The sequence below is a fragment of the Streptomyces sp. NPDC023541 genome (assembly GCF_055559995.1).
Genome location: NZ_JBVHJO010000002.1, coordinates 62,139 through 80,660, shown reverse-complemented (window position 1 = coordinate 80,660; position 18,522 = coordinate 62,139). Strand labels below are relative to the sequence as shown.

At 72.5% G+C, this 18,522-nt stretch carries 14 protein-coding genes; 8 read left to right on the top strand and 6 right to left on the bottom strand.

All coding sequences use genetic code 11. The features are described from left to right. The first annotated feature begins 66 nt into the window (after positions 1-66). From ACZ3X1_RS04330 to ACZ3X1_RS04320, 3 genes are all read left to right on the top strand, one after another. Positions 67-1,362: a hypothetical protein gene (locus tag ACZ3X1_RS04330; protein ID WP_467276441.1), complete on the top strand. Its 1,296-nt coding sequence runs from the start codon at positions 67-69 to the stop codon at positions 1,360-1,362. Positions 1,363-1,454: 92 nt separating this feature from the next. Continuing rightward, positions 1,455-2,507 (top strand): WxL protein peptidoglycan domain-containing protein, encoded by a 1,053-nt coding sequence (locus ACZ3X1_RS04325; RefSeq protein ID WP_467276439.1) that lies wholly within the window; start codon positions 1,455-1,457, stop codon positions 2,505-2,507. A 60-nt stretch (positions 2,508-2,567) separates the two neighbouring features. After that, positions 2,568-3,737 (top strand): hypothetical protein, encoded by a 1,170-nt coding sequence (locus ACZ3X1_RS04320; protein WP_467276437.1) that lies wholly within the window; start codon positions 2,568-2,570, stop codon positions 3,735-3,737. Positions 3,738-3,803: 66 nt separating this feature from the next. Here the strand turns inward: ACZ3X1_RS04320 and ACZ3X1_RS04315 are convergent, their stop codons facing one another. The 4 genes from ACZ3X1_RS04315 to iolC are packed head-to-tail and all read right to left on the bottom strand — an operon-like array spanning position 3,804 to position 9,030. Continuing rightward, positions 3,804-5,303 (bottom strand): CoA-acylating methylmalonate-semialdehyde dehydrogenase, encoded by a 1,500-nt coding sequence (locus tag ACZ3X1_RS04315; protein WP_356810109.1) that lies wholly within the window; start codon positions 5,301-5,303, stop codon positions 3,804-3,806. 13 nt (positions 5,304-5,316) lie between these two features. Beyond that, positions 5,317-7,200 (bottom strand): 3D-(3,5/4)-trihydroxycyclohexane-1,2-dione acylhydrolase (decyclizing), encoded by a 1,884-nt coding sequence (iolD, locus tag ACZ3X1_RS04310; protein ID WP_356810110.1) that lies wholly within the window; start codon positions 7,198-7,200, stop codon positions 5,317-5,319. Further along, positions 7,197-8,036, bottom strand: coding sequence for a 5-deoxy-glucuronate isomerase (gene iolB, locus ACZ3X1_RS04305; RefSeq protein WP_356810150.1), 840 nt, complete (start codon positions 8,034-8,036; stop codon positions 7,197-7,199). Before iolB ends, iolD begins: the two co-directional genes overlap by 4 nt. Positions 8,037-8,043: 7 nt before the next feature. Continuing rightward, complete coding sequence (gene iolC / locus ACZ3X1_RS04300) at positions 8,044-9,030, bottom strand: 5-dehydro-2-deoxygluconokinase (protein WP_356810111.1); 987 nt, start codon at positions 9,028-9,030, stop codon at positions 8,044-8,046. A gap of 26 nt (positions 9,031-9,056) precedes the next feature. Here iolC and ACZ3X1_RS04295 point away from each other — a divergent pair, with 26 nt between their 5' ends. The 5 genes from ACZ3X1_RS04295 to ACZ3X1_RS04275 all read left to right on the top strand — a co-directional run bounded on the left by ACZ3X1_RS04295 (position 9,057) and on the right by ACZ3X1_RS04275 (position 14,224). Continuing rightward, positions 9,057-9,971, top strand: coding sequence for a sugar phosphate isomerase/epimerase family protein (locus tag ACZ3X1_RS04295; RefSeq protein WP_356810112.1), 915 nt, complete (start codon positions 9,057-9,059; stop codon positions 9,969-9,971). A gap of 19 nt (positions 9,972-9,990) precedes the next feature. Then, positions 9,991-11,004 (top strand): Gfo/Idh/MocA family protein, encoded by a 1,014-nt coding sequence (locus ACZ3X1_RS04290; RefSeq protein ID WP_356810113.1) that lies wholly within the window; start codon positions 9,991-9,993, stop codon positions 11,002-11,004. A gap of 272 nt (positions 11,005-11,276) precedes the next feature. Continuing rightward, the gene (locus ACZ3X1_RS04285) at positions 11,277-11,477 is read left to right on the top strand and encodes a helix-turn-helix transcriptional regulator (protein WP_356810114.1); all 201 of its coding nucleotides are present in this window, start codon (positions 11,277-11,279) and stop codon (positions 11,475-11,477) included. 141 nt (positions 11,478-11,618) lie between these two features. Next, on the top strand, positions 11,619-11,852 hold the full coding sequence (locus ACZ3X1_RS04280) for a heavy-metal-associated domain-containing protein (protein WP_467276430.1): 234 nt from the start codon (positions 11,619-11,621) through the stop codon (positions 11,850-11,852). A gap of 113 nt (positions 11,853-11,965) precedes the next feature. Beyond that, positions 11,966-14,224, top strand: a complete 2,259-nt coding sequence (locus tag ACZ3X1_RS04275; protein ID WP_467276428.1) for a heavy metal translocating P-type ATPase — start codon at positions 11,966-11,968, stop codon at positions 14,222-14,224. 420 nt (positions 14,225-14,644) lie between these two features. Here the strand turns inward: ACZ3X1_RS04275 and ACZ3X1_RS04270 are convergent, their stop codons facing one another. After that, positions 14,645-15,934: a citrate synthase gene (locus tag ACZ3X1_RS04270; protein ID WP_030029946.1), complete on the bottom strand. Its 1,290-nt coding sequence runs from the start codon at positions 15,932-15,934 to the stop codon at positions 14,645-14,647. Between the two features lie 182 nt (positions 15,935-16,116). Next, positions 16,117-18,372 (bottom strand): SF1B family DNA helicase RecD2, encoded by a 2,256-nt coding sequence (recD2, locus tag ACZ3X1_RS04265; protein WP_362632334.1) that lies wholly within the window; start codon positions 18,370-18,372, stop codon positions 16,117-16,119. Between the last annotated feature and the right edge of the window lie 150 nt (positions 18,373-18,522).

Below are 18,522 nucleotides of genomic sequence, written 5' to 3'. Positions count from 1 at the left end.
CCGGCTCGGCCTCCCCCACACAGCGGGTGGGGGGAGGGTTCGTCATGACGAAGGAGTCGCGACCCAGTGAGTACGAGAACGCATCGACGCAGAGTGCTGGCCGGGGTGGGGGCCCTGTCGCTGGCCCTCACCGGCGCAGTGGCGGGCCTGGCGGGCCCCGCACAGGCCGCGACCAGGACGACGGCCGTCTTCGAGAACTGCGACGCCCCGGCGCCGCAGCCGGACGGCTCCGGCAACCAGAACTGGACGGTCACGCTGCCCGACGGCGCCAAGGCGGGTGACGTCGTCCCGATCACGATCGACCCGGGTGCGAGCCCGCTGATCCCGTCGTTCTCCGTCACCACGGTGAACACGTCCAAGATCACCCTCAAGGTCGGCGCCACCACCCAGGTGGTCACCAGCCCGCCGGAGACCGTGTCCGTCGTGGCCGGCCAGCCCCTCGACCCCAAGGCCTTCTCCGGCACCATCAAGATCCCGGACGGCACCGAGGGCACGACCGTCCAGGTCGCCCTCGACCTCGCGGTGACCGACGCGGACCTCTCCGGTTCGGTGTTCACCACCACCTGCACCCCGGCCCCGCGCCCGAGCGCCTCGCTCGGCTCGGTCGCGGTGGAGGCCCTGCCCAAGGACCCGGTCACCACGAAGCTGACGCCCAACAGCGGCCCGGCGGGCACCGCCGTCGTCGTGGGCGGCGCCAACTTCCCGGCCGGTCCGGTCACCTGCTCCGCCCTGCTCACCGGGGCGGCGACCGGTGACACCGGCACCGGCACGGCGGACGCGTCCGGCGCCGCCACCTGCAACATCACGGTCACCAAGAAGGCCGACACGATCAGGATCGACGGTTCGATCACCCCGTACAAGGCCTTCGTCTTCCTGGAGGAGCAGGCCGGTGTGAAGAACCCGGTCGACGTCGAGGTCCTTCCCGGACCGCTGGCCCTGGGGCCGAAGGACGGCCAGCCGGCCGTCAGCTTCGGCTCGGTCACCATCAACGGCAAGGCCCAGTCGGTGGTCGGCGTCTTCAACGCCGCGACCGTCCAGGACTTCCGCGGCGGCTCGCTCGGCTGGGACGTGACGGCGACGCGTACGCCGTTCCTGAACCAGACCACCGGCCACTCGATGGCGAAGGCGCAGATCGGCATCCAGCCGTCCTGCACCGTGACCAACCCGGACAGTCCGAGCACCTGCACGGCGGGCACGCCCGGCGCGATCTCCGACGTCCCGATGAAGGTGGCCTCCCAGGCCGCCGGGGGCGACGAGCTGACCGGCGGTGAGTTCGCCGTCGGCGGCGCCGGGATGATCCAACTCCCGCCCTTCATGTTCGCCGACACCTACCAGACGGTCGTCACCTTCTCGATCGCCTGACCCGCACGTCCGCACGGCCGCTCCATCAGGGTGGTGCGGCGCTCCGGCGCCGCACCACCCCTTCCCCTCTCCGCGCCGACTGGAGACCGCCCATGCGCACCCGCCGCCGTACGCGTAGCCGCACCCGCACCTTCCTGTACGGTCTGCTCCTCGGCCTGCTGACGCTGTCCGCGGACCTGCTGCCGGCCGGCCCGGCGACGGCCGCGGACAATGGCACGTGGGCGGTGTTCCCGACGCCCGCGGCCGGCGCCGCCATGAGCGATCGCGCGTACTTCTTCCACCAGGGCGCGGCCGGGACCACGCTCACCGACAGCGTGACCGTCCTGAACTCCTCCGACCGGGAGCTGACGTTCCAGGTCTTCGCCACCGACGCCGTGAACACCCCGGCCGGCGGCGCGTTCGCACTGCTGCCGGTGGAGGCGGCGCCGAAGGACCTCGGCGCGTGGATCGCGCTGGCCCCGGAGGCGGCGGGCACCGTCACCGTCGCGGCCAAGGGCCGCAAGGACATCCCCTTCACCGTGAAGGTCCCGGCGGACGCGACGCCCGGTGACCACGTGGGCGGGATCGTGGCCCTGGGCACCGCCGTGGAGGGCGTGCAGCAGGACGGCAGGGTCCAGGTCGGGGTGAAGCGTTCGGTGGGCGCCCGCCTGTACTTCCGGGTGCCGGGGCCGGTCGCTCCCGGGCTGAGCGTGGAGGACGTGCGGGTCAGCCGGTCCGCCCCGCTGCTGCCCTGGGTGAAGGACGCCCGCGCCACCGTCTCCTACGCGCTGGTCAACCGGGGCAACGTGGTGGTCGGGCCCAAGGTGGCGATCTTCGCGGAGGGGCTGTTCGGGCGCCGGGTGCTGGACCGGCCGGCACGTGAACTGAAGCTGACCCTGCTGCCGGGCCAGCGGATCGAGCTGACAGAACCCTGGCCGGACGCCCCCCAGTCGGACCGGGTGACCGTCAGGATCACGGCGGGCGCGGCGGGCCACCCCGATCTCGTCTCCCGGTCCGAGACCCGCTTCGTCGCCGTGCCCTGGCCCGCCGCGGGTCTGCTGCTGGTCCTGGCGGGCGCGGGCGCCACCGTGCGGGTGCTGCGCCGACGCCGTCGCGCCGAGAGCGAACAGGAGGAATCCGTCTTGGACTTGGCTGGAACGCGCTGACCGGCGAGGGTGTCCCCGAGTGACGGTATCCGGCCATCACCGGCTCAAGGGGGGACACCTGTGAGGGAACGACAGCACGGCGACGCGGCCAAGGGCACGGGGCTGCTGACCCGCATCGAGCGTGCCCTGGGCACCGGCACCGCCGCCTACCTGCCCGGCGACGGCTGGATCCGCCTCACCCTCCCGCTCGACGACGGCGGCCCGGCCCCCGTCACCCTGGACGTGATCGCGGACACGGCGCGGGCACCGCGGGGCATCGCGTACCTGCTGCCCGGCGGCGGCCTGAACTTCGCGGCGGAGTTCTTCACCCCGGGCGGCCCGAGCGACCACAACCTCGCCCACGAGCTGCGCCGCCGCGGCCTGCTCGTCGTCGGGGTCACCCCGCGCGAGGACGCCGCCGCGGCGGCCGACGTCCGCGCGGAGTGGGGGCTGGAGTCGCACCGCCTGGACCTGGCCGGTGTGGTGGGCGCGCTGGATCGCGTACTGGGGCTGCCGTACCAGTATGCGGGGCACTCGGCCGGGGCGGCCCTGGCGCTGGACGCGGCCTCGCACGACACCTCGCCGCGGCTGCGCCGGGTCGTGGCGCTGGACACGACCGGTCCGTACACGGGGGACCTCGCGCTGCGGGCGGCCGACACCCGGGACGCGTACGCCACCCAGCTCGCGCAGGGCGTCCCCCACGTCGATCCGGGACTCGCGGCCTTGATCGCCAAGGCGGTGGCCGACCCGGACGGCGTCTCCCCGGCGCCCTGGCCGCCGGACCCGGCACAGCGCTTCACCCACGCCGGGCTGGCCCACTTCGCGCTGATCCGCACGGCCGCCCTCCCGGGGCCGGCGAACTGGATCTACACCCGCGGCCACGGCGCCGGGACCTACACCTTCGGCGCCACCCCCGCCGGGGACCGCTTCGCCCTGGCCCACACCCCGACGGCCGTCTGGCACGCCGCGACCTCGGCCCTCGGCAGCGGACTCCTGCCGGCGGCCCTGATGCGGGATCTCGCCGCGGTCTGGGCGGGCGACGACTCCACGTACCGGATCGCCTGGGACCGCATCACCGCGGAGGTGGTCTGGGTCAACACCGAGCTGGGCCGCGGCGACCACCCGCGCGGCGCGGAGCTGATCCGCGCGGGGGGCAACGAGCACGTCTCCTTCACCGTGGTCCCGGGCTACGGCCACGGCGACGCGGTCTGGGCCACCGCGGCCGCGTCCGACGTCTGGTCGCGCGTGTGACCCCTCCTCGGAGCGAAACCCGCCCCCTCGCCGAGACTGCGGGGGGCGGGCCGGTCCTGCGGGAGGTCAGTGGTTGCGGGGGAAGCCCAGGTCCACGCCGGCGGGGGCGTCCGACGGGTCCGGCCAGCGGGTCGTCACGACCTTGCCCCGGGTGTAGAAGTGGATGCCGTCGTTGCCGTAGATGTGGTGGTCGCCGAAGAGCGAGTCCTTCCAGCCCCCGAAGGAGTGGTAGCCCACCGGCACCGGGATCGGGACGTTGACGCCGACCATGCCCGCCTCGATCTCCAGCTGGAAGCGGCGGGCGGCGCCGCCGTCGCGGGTGAAGATCGCGGTGCCGTTGCCGAACGGCGAGGCGTTGATGAGGGCCACGCCCTCCTCGTAGGTCTGCGTGCGCAGGACGCACAGGACCGGGCCGAAGATCTCGTCGCGGTAGGCGTCGGAGTCGGTGCGCACGTTGTCGAGCAGCGACAGCCCGATCCAGTGGCCGTTCTCGTTGCCCTCCACGCGCAGGCCCGTGCCGTCCAGGACCACGTCGGCGCCCTGGGCGGCAGCGCCCTTGACGTACGAGGCGACCTTGTCGCGGTGGGCGGCCGTGATCAGCGGGCCCATCTCGGAGGTCGGGTCGTTGCCGGGACCGATCTTGATCTTCTCGGCGCGCTCGCGGATCTTGTCGACGAGCGCGTCGCCGATGGAGCCGACGGCCACGACGGCGGAGATCGCCATGCAGCGCTCGCCGGCCGAACCGTAGGCGGCGGAGACCGCCGCGTCGGCGGCCGCGTCCAGGTCGGCGTCGGGCAGGACCAGCATGTGGTTCTTGGCGCCGCCGAGCGCCTGTACGCGCTTGCCGTTGGCGGAGGCGGTGGTGTGGATGTGGCGGGCGATCGGGGTGGAGCCGACGAAGGAGACGGCCGCGACGTCGGGGTGGGCGAGCAGCGCGTCGACGGCCGCCTTGTCGCCGTGGACCACGTTCAGCACGCCCGCCGGCAGGCCGGCCTCGGTCATCAGCTCGGCCAGCTTGTTCGACGCCGACGGGTCCTTCTCGCTCGGCTTGAGGACGAAGGTGTTGCCGCAGGCGATGGCCAGCGGGAACATCCACATGGGCACCATGGCCGGGAAGTTGAAGGGCGTGATGCCCGCGACGACGCCCAGCGGCTGGCGGATCGCGGCCACGTCGACGCGGTTGGACACCGACGTCGACAGCTCGCCCTTGAGCTGCGTGGTGATCCCGCAGGCCAGCTCGACGATCTCCAGGCCGCGCGCGACCTCGCCCAGCGCGTCCGAGTGGACCTTGCCGTGCTCGGCGGTGATCAGCTCGGCGACGGCGTCGCGGTTGGCGTCGAGCAGGGCCCGGTAGGCGAAGAGCACCTTGGTGCGTGCGGCCAGCGAGGACTGGCCCCAGGACAGGAAGGCCTCCTTCGCGACCTGTACCGCGGCGTCGACCTCCTCGGCCGACGCGAGCGCGACCTGCGTGGTGACCTCGCCGGTGGCCGGGTCGGTGACCGGGCCGTAGTTGCCCGACGCGCCCTCGACGGTCTTGCCACCGATCCAGTGGTTGACGGTCTTCATGCCTATTGCTCCTTCACAGATGGCGACGTCGCTGCGCGGCTTGCCGGTCGTACTCTTCACGGGCCCGGGACGCCGCCTTGCGGGTCGCGGTCTCGGCCACAGGAACATCCCACCACGCCTGTGCCGGGGGTGGGCCCGACACAGTGTCTGGCGTTCGGGTCTGTACGTAGACACATGTGGGACGCGTCGCCGAGCGGGCCTCGGCAAGGGCTTCCCGCAGGTCACGTACGGTGCGGGCGCGGATCACGGCCATGCCGAGGGAGGCGGCGTTGGCCGCGATGTCCACCGGAAGGGGGTCACCGGTGTACGTCCCGTCCGGTGCCCGGAAGCGGTAGGCGGTGCCGAAGCCCTCGGCGCCCACCGCCCCCGAGAGGCCGCCGATGGAGGCGTAGCCGTGGTTGTCCAGGACGACCACCCTGATCGGGACGCCCTCCTGGACGGCCGTGACGATCTCGGTCGGGTTCATCAGGTACGTCCCGTCGCCGACCAGCGCCCACACGGGCCGGCCGGGCGCGGCGAGCGCGACCCCGATGGCGGCGGGAATCTCGTAGCCCATGCAGGAGTAGCCGTACTCCACGTGGTACTGGTCCGCGGACCGGGCCCGCCACAGCTTGTGCAGGTCGCCGGGGAGCGAGCCGGCGGCGTTGACCAGGATGTCGGTGGCGTCGACGAGCCCGTCGAGGAGTCCGAGCACCTGGGCCTGGGTGGGCGGGAGCTCCTCGTCGGGCGCGGACACGGCGTACGCCCGGTCGGTGACGGCGTCCCAGCGGGCGGCCCCGTCCCGGTACGCCGTCTCGTACGCGGCGTCCACACGGTGGCCGGCCAGCGCCTCCCGGAGCTCGTCGAGGCCCTCGCGGGCGTCGGCGACCAGGGGGCGGGCGGCGAGCTTGTGGGCGTCGTACGGGTCCAGGTTGAGGCCGACGAACCGGACGGCCGGGTTCTGGAACAGGGTCGCCGAGGCGGTGGTGAAGTCGCTGAGCCGGGTCCCGGCGGCGAGGACGACGTCGGCCTCCCGGGCGAGGGCGTCGGCGGTGGCCGTACCGGTGTGGCCGATCCCGCCGACATCGGCGGGGTGGCCGTACGGGAGCACGCCCTTGCCCGCCTGCGTGACGGCGACCGGGATCCCGGTCGCCTCGGCGAGGGCGGCGAGGGCGGCCTGCGCCCCGCTGTGCCGGATCCCGCCGCCGGCGACGATCAGGGGGCGCGCGGAGCCCCGTACGGCGGCCGCGGCGGCGGCGAGCTCGGCGCGGTCGGGCCGCGGGCGGCGTACGTGCCAGATCCGCTCGGCGAAGAACTCCTCGGGCCATTCGTACGCCTCCGCCTGCACGTCCTGCGGCAGCGCGAGGGTGACGGCACCGGTCTGCACCGGGTCGGTGAGCACGCGTACGGCCTGGAGGGCGGCCGGGACCAGGGCCTCGGGGCGGATGATCCGGTCGAAGTGGCGGGAGACGGGCCGCAGGGCGTCGTTGACGGAGACGTCCCCCGCATGGGGCACCTCCAGCTGCTGCAGCACGGGATCGGCGGGGCGGGTGGCGAAGGTGTCCCCGGGCAGCAGGAGCACCGGGATCCGGTTGATGGTGGCGAGGGCGGCGCCGGTGACGAGGTTGGTGGCGCCGGGGCCGATGGACGTGGTGACGGCGTGCGTGGACAGCCGGCCGCTCTGGCGGGCGTACCCGACGGCGGCGTGCACCATGGCCTGCTCGTTGCGGCCCTGGAGGAAGGGCATGGCGTCGGGGCCGGCGTGGCCGCTCTCCAGGAGGGCCTGGCCGATGCCGGCGACGTTCCCGTGCCCGAAGATCCCCCAGGTGGCGGCGACCAGCCGGTGGCGCCGGCCGTCGCGCTCGGTGTACTGGGCGGCGAGGAAGCGTACGAGCGCCTGGGCGACGGTGAGCCTCATCGGTGGTCCTCCGCTCCTGCTCGGGGGAAGGGCAGCCGGGGGTCGACGTCCTGCCCCTCCCAGCTGCCGCGGATCCAGCCGTGGTCGGGGTGGTCGCGGATCAGCCACTCCCGCGGCCCGCCGCCGCCCGGTCCGGCCATCACGTTCAGGTAGTACATGTCGTGCCCGGGGGCGGCCATGGACGGACCGTGCCAGCCGTCCGGGATCAGCACGGCGTCGCCGGTCCGCACCTCGGCCAGGATGTCGGTCTTCCCGGCCGGGGAGGGCGTGACGCGCTGGTACCCGAGGCCGGGGGTGCCCCCGTGGGGGGCGATCTCGAACCAGTAGATCTCCTCCAGGCGCGACTCCTCGCCGGGGTGGTGCTCGTCGTGCTTGTGCGGGGGGTACGAGGACCAGTTCCCGCCGGGGGTGAGGACCTCGACGGCGATCAGCCGGTCGCACTCGAAGCCGGTCGGGCCCGCGGCGGCGAAGTTGTTGACCTGGCGCGAGCACTGGCCCGCGCCGCGCAGCTCGACGGGGACGTCCCCGGCCGGGCCGTACCGCGGGGGCAGCCGGCGCTCGCAGCGCGCCCCGGCGAGGGCGAACCGGCCGCCGCGCTCCGAGGTGATCTCCGCGCGCGCGTCGCGCGGCACGTACGCGAAGTCGGTGGGACCGGCGAAAACCCCGCTCCTCCCCCGCAGTTCGAACACCTGCGGCTCCGCTGCCGGGGCAGTGCCCCGGCAGCGGACCCGGCAGCCGCCCGACAGCGGGAGCACGATCCATTCCGCGTCGCCGCAGGCGAACCCGTACGTCTCGCCCGGCTCGAGCGCCAGCACCCGCAGCCGGGTCCACTCCATCGCCCACTCAGACACCACCGGCACGCCCCAGCACCTCCTCCACCTCGTGGGAGAACGGCATCGCGCTGGAGCACGCCAGCCGCGAGGCCACGATCGCCCCCGCCGCGTTCGCGTACCGCACGACACGCTCCAACTCCCATCCCGCCAGCAGCCCGTGGCACAGCGCCCCGCCGAACGCGTCACCGGCGCCGAGCCCGTTGACCACGTCCACCGCGACCGGCGCCGCCTGCGCCACCGTCCCGTCGCGGTGGACCGCCAGCACGCCCTCCGGGCCGCGTTTGACCACCGCCAGTTCCACCCCGGCGGCGAGCAGCGCCCGGGCCGCCGCGTACGGGTCGGTCTCGCCCGTGGCGATCTCGCACTCCTCCGGGTTCCCGACGGCCACCGTGGCGTGCGCGAGCGCCCGCCCGTAGTACGGCTCCGGTTTCTCCCGCCACAGCATCGGCCGCCAGTCGAGGTCGAACACCGTCGTCGCCGACCGGTCGCTGCCGCGGGCTTCCAGCGCCGCCAGCGTCGCCGTCCGCGAGGGCTCTTCGCTCAGGCCCGTGCCCGTCATCCAGAACACGCGGGCCGCCCGTACCGACTCCAGGTCCACCTCGTCCGCCGCGATCTGCAGGTCCGGGGCCTTCGGCAGCCGGTAGAAGTACAGCGGGAAACGGTCGGGCGGGAACATCTCGCAGAAGGTGATCGGCGTGGGGAGCCCGGCGACCTCGGTCACCCACCGGTCGTCCACCCCGAAGCCCCGCAGTTCGGTGCGCAGATACGTACCGAAGGGGTCCGCGCCGGTCCGGCTGATCACCGCCACCCGCCGGCCCAGACGGGCCGCCGCGACGGCCACGTTCGCCGGGGAGCCGCCCAGGAACTTGCCGAAGGTCTCCGCCTCGGCCAGTGGTACGCCGGTCGTCAACGGGTAGAGATCCACCCCGATCCGGCCCATCGTGATCAGGTCGAACGGATACGGATCGCCGGTGCCGGTCACAGTCAGTCCTCCCACTCGTCCTCCACCCTAAGGTGGCCGTTATGACGTCCTCCCCGCCCGCGTTGACCCGTATCCGCATCGGTTCGGCTCCGGACTCCTGGGGTGTCTGGTTTCCCGACGACCCGCAGCAGACCCCCTGGCGGCGCTTCCTCGACGAGGTGGCCGGGGCCGGGTACGAGTGGATCGAGCTCGGCCCGTACGGCTACCTCCCCACGGATCCCGCCCGCCTCGCCGAGGAGACGGCCTCGCGCGGCCTGCGGGTCTCGGCCGGAACCGTCTTCACCGGACTCCATCACGGGCCCGCCGTGTGGGAGGAGACCTGGGAGCACGTGTCGCGGATCGCCGCACTCACCCAGGCCATGGGGGCGGCCCATCTCGTCGTGATCCCCTCCTTCTGGCGGGACGACAAGACCGGGAAGGTGCTGGAGGACCGCACCCTCACCCCGGACCAGTGGCGGGAACTGGCCTCCCAGACCGAGCGCCTCGGCCGCGAGGTGCGGGACCGGTACGGGCTGCGGATCGTCGTCCATCCGCACGCCGACACCCACATCGACACGCCGGAGAACGTGGCCCGCTTCCTGGACGCCACCGACCCCGGCCTGGTCTCGCTCTGCCTGGACACCGGCCACTACGCGTACTGCGGCGGGGACAGCGTGCAGGCCGTCGAGACCTTCGGCGAGCGGATCGGCTACCTCCACCTCAAGCAGGTGGACCCGCGGATCCTCGCCGAAGTCGTCGCCCAGGAGCTGCCCTTCGGGCCGGCCGTGGGCCGCGGGGTGATGTGCGAGCCGCCGTCGGGGGTGCCCGCGCTGGAGCCCGTACTGGCGGCGGCCCAGCGGCTGGGGGTGGACCTGTTCGCCATCGTGGAGCAGGACATGTACCCCTGCCCGCCCGACCGGCCGCTGCCGATCGCCCGCCGCACCCGTGCCTACCTGCGCTCCTGCGGCGCCCGCTGACCTTCCGGAGGAACACGACATGACCAGCACGCTCGGCATCGCCGTCATCGGCACCGGGAAGATGGGCGCGGACCATGTGCGCCGGTTCGGGCGGACCGTCGGCGGGGCCCGGGTCGTGGCCGTGGCCGATCCGGACGGGGACCGGGTCAAGGAGGTCGCTCGCGCCCTCGACGGCGCGAGCGCGCACACCGATCCGGCGGCGGCGATAGCCGCGCCGGGGGTCCAGGCCGTACTGATCGCCTCCCCCGGGCCCGCCCACGAGGAAGCGATCCTGCAGGCCCTGGCGCGGGAGCTGCCGGTGCTGTGCGAGAAGCCGCTGACCCCGGAGCCGGCGGGGGCGCTGCGCGTCATGGAGGCCGAACAGCGGCTGGGGCGGCGCCTGGTGCAGGTGGGGTTCATGCGGCGCCACGACGCCGAGTACGAGCAGTTGAAGGAGCTGCTGGACGCGGGCGGAATCGGCCGTCCGCTCTTCCTGCACTGTCGGCACCGCAACGCCTCCTCGCCGTCCTTCTTCACCAGCGACATGCTGATCAGCGACTCCGTGGTGCACGAGGTGGACGCCGCCCGCTGGCTGCTGGGGCAGGAGATCACCGCGGTGACGGTGCTGTCGCCGCGGCCGACGTCGGCCGCGCCCGAGGGGCTGATCGACCCCCGGATGGTGCTGCTGGAGACCTCCGGAGGGGCCGTCGTCGACGTGGAGGTCTTCGTCAACTGCGGCTTCGGCTACCAGGTGCAGTGCGAGGCGGTCGGCGAGGCGGGCAGTGCCCGGATCGGCGACGGCCACGCGATGGTGGTGCAGGCGGCGGGTCGGTGGGGCGGCGCGATCGACCAGGACTTCACGGTGCGCTTCGCCGACGCCTACGACCGTCAGCTGCGGCGCTGGGTGGCCGCCGCCGCACGCGGACGGGTGGCGGGGCCCGACGCGTGGGACGGCTACGCGGCGGCCGCCGTCTCCGAGGCGGGCCTCGCGGCCGCGCGCAGCGGCGTACGGACCGCGGTGGAACTCGCGGAGCGGCCGGCCCTGTACCGCTGATCCGTTGCACCGGTCCGCCCTCCGCTGATCCCCCGTACCCCGTCCCTCACATTCCTCGTCCGGCCCCTGTGACTCTCCGGTCACAGGGGTCGCCCTTGTGTCACGCATGTCCGCGTTACGCGGGTTTTCCGTCACAGGGGGTCGACAGCCCCTGCCGGGCCCTCGTCCCGCGTCGTTCGCCGGGCACAACGCGAGTGATCGTCAGCGTCCACGCGCCGGATCCCCGACGGCCGCCCGGCCGGCCCGGCGGCGTGGACCAGGAGGTGTCCGACATGAGCGAGCGACAGCTGTGGTCGTACAAGGAGATCGCTGCACACATCCGGGTCCAGCCGGACACCGTGCGCTCCTACCGCAAGCACGGCCTTCTCCCGCCGCCCGACCACGTGGAGGGCGGCAAGCCGTACTGGTACGCCGAGACGGTCCGCGCCTGGGTGGCCCGCCGGCCCGGCAACCGGGGGCGCCGCGGGGACTGAGCCCTCCCACGGCTCCGAAAGACCGGGAGCCGATGCTCGCTTTATACCCCCTAGGGGTATAGTCTCGGATCGTCGGGAGGACGGTGGAGTCATCGGCCACCCCTCCCGGTGACCGGACACACCCCTGAAGAGGAGAACGACATGACCGCCGAGACGGACACCCAGACCACCACCGTCTACCGGGTGACCGGCATGACCTGCGGCCACTGCGAGGGCGCGGTGACCAGCGAGATCGCCGCCCTGCCGGGCGTCACCTCGGTCAAGGCCGTCGCCGCTGCCGGCGAGGTCACCGTGGTCTCCGCCGCCCCGCTCGCGGACGAGGACGTCCGCGCCGCCGTGGACGAGGCCGGCTACGAGTTCGCCGGACAGGTCTGAGCATCCCGCCCCCTGCTTCGGCAGTACCCGCGGCAATCGCAGCACCCCGCCGGGCCGTGCCGGCCAGCTCATACTGGACCCGTACGGCCCGGCCATCCCCCTGGAGCCGGAACATGACCAGCACAGTGCACGACGGACCGATAACGGCGGTCGAACTCTCGATCGGCGGGATGACCTGCGCCTCCTGCGCGGCCCGCATCGAGAAGAAGCTCAACCGGATGGACGGCGTCGAGGCCACGGTGAACTACGCCACCGAGAAGGCCCACGTCTCCTACGGCGACGGCGTCCGGGTCGCGGACCTGATCGCGACCGTCGTCAGGACCGGTTACACCGCCGAGGAACCCGCGCCGCCCGCACCGCCCGCTCCGGCGCCGGGCGAGGAGGAGCCGCCCGCGGCTGTCGACCCGGCGCTGTCCGCACTGCGGCAGCGGCTGCTGGTCTCCGCCGCGCTCGCCCTGCCCGTCGTCCTGTTCGCGATGGTCCCGGCCCTCCAGTTCGACAACTGGCAGTGGCTCTCACTGACCCTCGCCGCGCCCGTCGTGGTCTGGGGCGGCTTCCCCTTCCACAAGGCCGCCTGGACCAACGCCCGGCACGGCGCCGCCACCATGGACACCCTGGTCTCGGTCGGCACGCTCGCCGCCTTCGCCTGGTCGCTGTGGGCGCTGTTCTTCGGCCACGCGGGCATGCCCGGCATGCGGCACGGCTTCGACCTCAGCATTTCCCGTACGGACGGCTCCACCGCCATCTATCTGGAGGTCGCGGCCGGGGTCGTCACCTTCATCCTCCTCGGCCGCTACCTGGAGGCCCGCTCCAAGCGGAAGGCGGGCGCGGCCCTCAGGGCCCTGCTGGAGCTGGGCGCCAAGGACGTCGTCGTCCTGCGCGCGGGCAAGGAGGTGCGCATCCCGGTCGCGGCACTCACCGTCGGCGACCGCTTCGTCGTCCGCCCCGGGGAGAAGATCGCCACCGACGGCACGGTCGTCGAGGGCAGCTCCGCCGTGGACGCCTCCATGCTGACCGGCGAATCCGTCCCGGTCGAGGTCTCCGCCGGCGACGCCGTCACCGGCGCCACCGTCAACACCTCCGGGCGACTGCTCGTGGAGGCCACCAGGGTCGGGGCCGACACCCAGCTCGCCCGGATGGCCAAGCTGGTGGAGGACGCGCAGAACGGCAAGGCCGAGGTACAGCGCCTCGCCGACCGGATCTCCGGAGTCTTCGTACCCGTCGTCCTGGTCCTCGCGCTCGGCACCTGGACCACTTGGCTGCTCGTCACCGGGGACCCGACGGCCGCCTTCACCGCCGCCGTCGCCGTCCTGATCATCGCCTGCCCGTGCGCCCTGGGCCTGGCCACCCCGACCGCGCTGATGGTCGGTACCGGGCGGGGTGCGCAGCTCGGCATCCTGATCAAGGGCCCCGAGGTGCTGGAGTCCACCCGCCGCGTGGACACCGTCGTCCTCGACAAGACCGGCACCGTCACCACGGGCCGGATGACCCTCGCCGGCGTCGTCGCCGCCGAGGGGGTCGACGAGCTGGAACTGCTGCGCCTGGCGGGATCGCTGGAGCACGCCTCGGAGCACCCGATCGCCCGGGCCGTGGCCACCGCCGCCGCCGACCGGGCGGGCGCGATGCCCGTGCCGGAGGGCTTCGAGAACCTCGCCGGCCTCGGCGTCCAGGGCGTGGTCGACGGCCACGCCGTGCTGGTGGGCCGCGAGCAGCTGCTGGCGGAGCGGTCGATCACCCTGCCGGCCGGGCTGGCGCGGGCCAAGGCGGCCGCCGAGGCCGAGGGCGGCACCGCCGTCCTCGTGGCGTGGGACGGCGCGGCGCGCGGGGTCCTGACCGTGGCCGACGCGGTCAAGGAGACGAGCGCCGAGGCGGTCGCCCGGCTGCGGGAACTGGGCCTGACCCCGGTGCTGCTGACCGGTGACAACCGGGCCGTCGCCGAGACGGTGGCCCGCGCGGTGGGCATCGACGAGGTGATCTCCGAGGTGCTGCCGCAGGACAAGGTGGACGTCGTGCGCCGCCTCCAGGCGCAGGGCCGTACGGTCGCGATGGTCGGCGACGGGGTCAACGACGCGGCCGCGCTGGCCCAGGCGGACCTGGGGCTGGCCATGGGCACCGGCACCGACGCGGCCATCGAGGCCGGCGACCTGACCCTCGTACGGGGCGACCTGCGGGTGGCGGCGGACGCGATCCGGCTCTCCCGCCGGACCCTGGCCACCATCAAGGGCAACCTCTTCTGGGCCTTCGGCTACAACGTCGCGGCTCTCCCGCTCGCGGCGGCCGGCCTGCTCAACCCGATGATCGCGGGGGCCGCGATGGCCTTCTCCTCGGTCTTCGTGGTGACCAATAGCCTGCGGTTGCGGTCCTTCCGCTAGTGGATCGCCTTCGCATCGTTCCCACACTTCCTTCACGGGAGACGCAGATCACAGTGACCTCAACGTAACCATCCGGGGTCGTGACAGGTCTAATGGGGCGATGCCAGGAACGTCTTGGGGGACGTTCCACGGAAACCTTGGGGGTTTTCCGCGGCATCCGCCGGCCGGGACACGTGCCCGCGGGAGGCTTTGAGCGGCCCTCCCGACCCGAACGGGTCCCGGCTCAAGGACGCCCCGATCCGGGTCCCGTGGGGGGAATCCGTTTCGGGGGGAAATGGGAAGCGCCCCGACCGTCGACCCGTGGGGGGATCGACGGCGGGGCGCTTCTCGTGTGCCCGGGTGGCGCCTCGTGCGCCTGGGTGGCGCCTCGTGCGCCTGGGTGGCGCCGCGCAGTCGTACGCGGCGCCCGAGAGCCTCGGGTCAGCGGGCCTCGACGGGAACGAAGTCGCGCAGGACCTCGCCCGTGTAGATCTGGCGCGGGCGGCCGATGCGGGAACCCGGCTCCTTGATCATCTCGTGCCACTGGGCGATCCAGCCGGGGAGCCGGCCGAGCGCGAAGAGCACGGTGAACATCTCGGTCGGGAAGCCCATGGCCCGGTAGATCAGACCGGTGTAGAAGTCCACGTTCGGGTAGAGGTTGCGCGAGACGAAGTACTCGTCGGCCAGCGCGTGCTCTTCCAGCTTGAGCGCGATGTCGAGCAGCTCGTCGCTCTTGCCGAGCGCCGAGAGGACGTCGTGCGCCGCCGCCTTGATGATCTTCGCCCGGGGGTCGAAGCTCTTGTAGACGCGGTGTCCGAAGCCCATGAGGCGGACGCCGTCTTCCTTGTTCTTCACCTTGCGGATGAAGGCGTCGACGTCGCCGCCGTCGTTCTTGATGCCTTCCAGCATCTCGAGGACGGACTGGTTGGCGCCACCGTGCAGCGGGCCCCACAGGGCCGAGATGCCGGCGGAGATCGAGGCGAACATGTTCGCCTGCGAGGAGCCGACCAGACGGACGGTGGAGGTCGAGCAGTTCTGCTCGTGGTCCGCGTGCAGGATCAGCAGCTTGTCGAGCGCGGAGACGACGACCGGGTCCAGGTCGTACTCCTGGGCCGGCACGGAGAAGGTCATGCGCAGGAAGTTCTCGACGTAGCCGAGGTCGTTGCGCGGGTAGACCACCGGGTGGCCGACCGACTTCTTGTACGCGTAGGCCGCGATCGTCGGGAGCTTGGCCAGCAGCCGGATCGTCGAGAGGTTGCGCTGCGTCTCGTCGAAGGGGTTGTGGCTGTCCTGGTAGAACGTCGACAGCGCGCTGACCACCGAGGACAGCATGGCCATCGGGTGGGCGTCGCGCGGGAAGCCGTCGTAGAAGCGCTTGACGTCCTCGTGCAGCAGCGTGTGCTGGGTGATCTCGTTGCGGAACGACGCGAGCTGGTCGACGGTCGGCAGCTCACCGTTGATCAGCAGGTAGGCGACCTCGATGAAGGTCGAGCGCTCCGCCAGCTGCTCGATCGGGTAGCCGCGGTAACGCAGGATGCCCTGCTCACCGTCGAGGTAGGTGATCGCGGACTTGTAGGCGGCGGTGTTGCCGTAGCCACTGTCCAGCGTGACGAGCCCCGTCTGGGCCCGCAGCTTCGAGATGTCGAAGCCCTGGTCGCCGACGGTGCTCTCAACCACCGGGTAGGTGTATTCGCCGTCCGCGTACCGGAGTACTACAGAGTTGTCGCTCACGTCATCCCTCACCGACGTAGTGCCTCTTCTTCGAGGTGCCCTGACTGCCTCTACCTTCCCCCATTTGGCGCAGAAGAGTGCACTCGGGGTCGGCCTTTGGTGCTTTCGACGGCACTGAGTGCCGCCAACCTGTTCATCCTGCCCCCTCCGCACGGCGGCGGGAACCCCAAATGATCGATCATCTAGGTGATGTTTCCCACCGGTATCCGTCCGGACAGCCGTGGCGCGACCGCCGTGTACCTCCTGCCTGCGGAAACGGTACGCACCGCCTGGCCGAGGGCTTTCCGGGACCCGACGAGGACGACCAATTTCTTCGCCCTGGTCACCGCGGTGTAGAGCAAATTCCGCTGGAGCATCATCCAAGCGCCGGTGGTGACCGGGATCACCACCGCGGGATATTCACTCCCCTGGGAGCGGTGGATGGTGACGGCGTAGGCGTGGGCCAGCTCGTCGAGCTCGGAGAACTCGTAGCCGATCTCCTCGTCCTCCTCCGTCCGCACCGTCAGGCGCTGTTCGTCGACGTCCAGGCCGATGACGACACCTACGGTGCCGTTGAAGACGCCGTTCGCGCCCTTGTCATAGTTGTTACGGATCTGCGTGACCTTGTCGCCCACCCGGAAGACCCGGCCGCCGAACCGCTTCTCCGGCAGGTCGGGCCGGGCCGGGGTCATCGCCTGCTGGAGCAGCCCGTTGAGGTTCCCCGCGCCCGCCGGGCCGCGGTGCATGGGGGCGAGCACCTGGACGTCCCGTCTCGGGTCGAGGCCGAACCGGGCCGGGATCCTGCGGGCCGCCACGTCCACGGCCAGCACACCCGCCGCCTCGGTGTCCTCCTCGGGGAAGAGGAAGAAGTCCGGCAACCCGTCGGTGATGGGCCGGACACCGGTGTTGATCCGGTGCGCGTTGGTGACCACGCCGGACTGCTGGGCCTGCCGGAAGATCCGGGTGAGGCGCACCGCGGGCACCGGGCCGCCCTCCGCGAGCAGGTCGCGCAGCACCTCCCCGGCGCCGACCGACGGCAGCTGGTCCACGTCCCCCACCAGCAGCAGGTGGGCACCCGGCGCCACGGCCTTGACCAGCTTGTTGGCCAACAGCAGGTCCAGCATCGAGGCCTCGTCGACCACGACCAGGTCGGCGTCCAGCGGCCGGTCCCGGTCGTACGCCGCGTCCCCGCCCGGTTTGAGCTCCAGCAGCCGGTGCACCGTGGAGGCCTCGGCCCCGGTGAGCTCCGAAAGCCGCTTCGCCGCCCGGCCGGTGGGCGCGGCCAGCACCACCTTGGCCTTTTTGGCCCGGGCCAGCTCGACGATGGAGCGCACGGTGAAGGACTTGCCGCAGCCGGGGCCGCCCGTGAGGACCGCGACCCGGCGGGTCAGCGCCAGCTTGACCGCGTCCCGCTGCTCCGGGGCGAGCGCGGCCCCCGTACGCCCGGCGAGCCAGCCGAGGGCCTTGTCCCAGTCCACGTCCTGGAAGGACGGCATCCGGTCGTCCTCGGCGTTCAGCAGCCGGCGCACCTGCCCGACCAGGGACAGCTCGGCCCGGTGGAAGGGGACCAGGTACACGGCTGTCAGCGGATCGGGGCCGCCCTGCGGATCGGGCACGGACTCCCGTACGACGCCTTCCGGGTCGGCGGCCAGCTCGGCCAGGCACTCGATCACCAGCCCGGTGTCGACCTGGAGCAGCTTGACGCCGTCGGCGATGAGCTTCTCCTCGGGCAGGAAGCAGTGGCCCTGGTCGGTGGACTGGGACAGGGCGTACTGCAGCCCGGCCTTGACCCGCTCGGGGCTGTCGTGCGGTATCCCGACGGCCTGGGCGATGCGGTCGGCGGTGAGGAAGCCGATGCCCCACACGTCGGCGGCGAGCCGGTAGGGCTGGTTCTTGACGACGGAGATGGAAGCGTCGGCGTACTTCTTGTAGATGCGCACCGCGATGGAGGTGGAGACGCCGACGCCCTGCAGGAAGACCATGACCTCCTTGATGGCCTTCTGCTCCTCCCAGGCCGCCCCGATCAGCTTCGTCCGCTTGGGGCCGAGCCCGGGCACCTCGATGAGCCGCTTCGGCTCGGCCTCGATCACGTCGAGCGTGTCGGTGCCGAAGTGCTCCACGATCCGGTCGGCGATCTTCGGGCCGATGCCCTTGATCAGGCCGGAGCCGAGGTAGCGCCGGATGCCCTGGACGGTGGCGGGCAGGACGGTGCGGTAGTTCTCCACGCTGAACTGCCGGCCGTACTGCGGGTGGGAGCCCCAACGGCCCTCCATGCGCAGCGATTCGCCGGGCTGCGCCCCGAGCAGGGAGCCGACCACGGTGAGCAGGTCGCCGCTGCCGCGGCCGGTGTCGACGCGGGCGACCGTGTAGCCGCTGTCCTCGTTGGCGTAGGTGATGCGCTCGAGCACGCCCTCGACCACCGCCAGTTGCACCGCCGCAGGTGCCCCGTCCGTTGCCATGACCCGAAACTACCGGGCGGCGCCGACATCCCGTCAGGCCTGTGGACAGCGCGAAGGGGGTCCCGCCTCACGGCCGGACCCCCTCACGGTTACCCCTCCCTCGTCGGACTTCCCGATCCCCCCAGATCCCTCCCCGGAAGTGCCGACGCA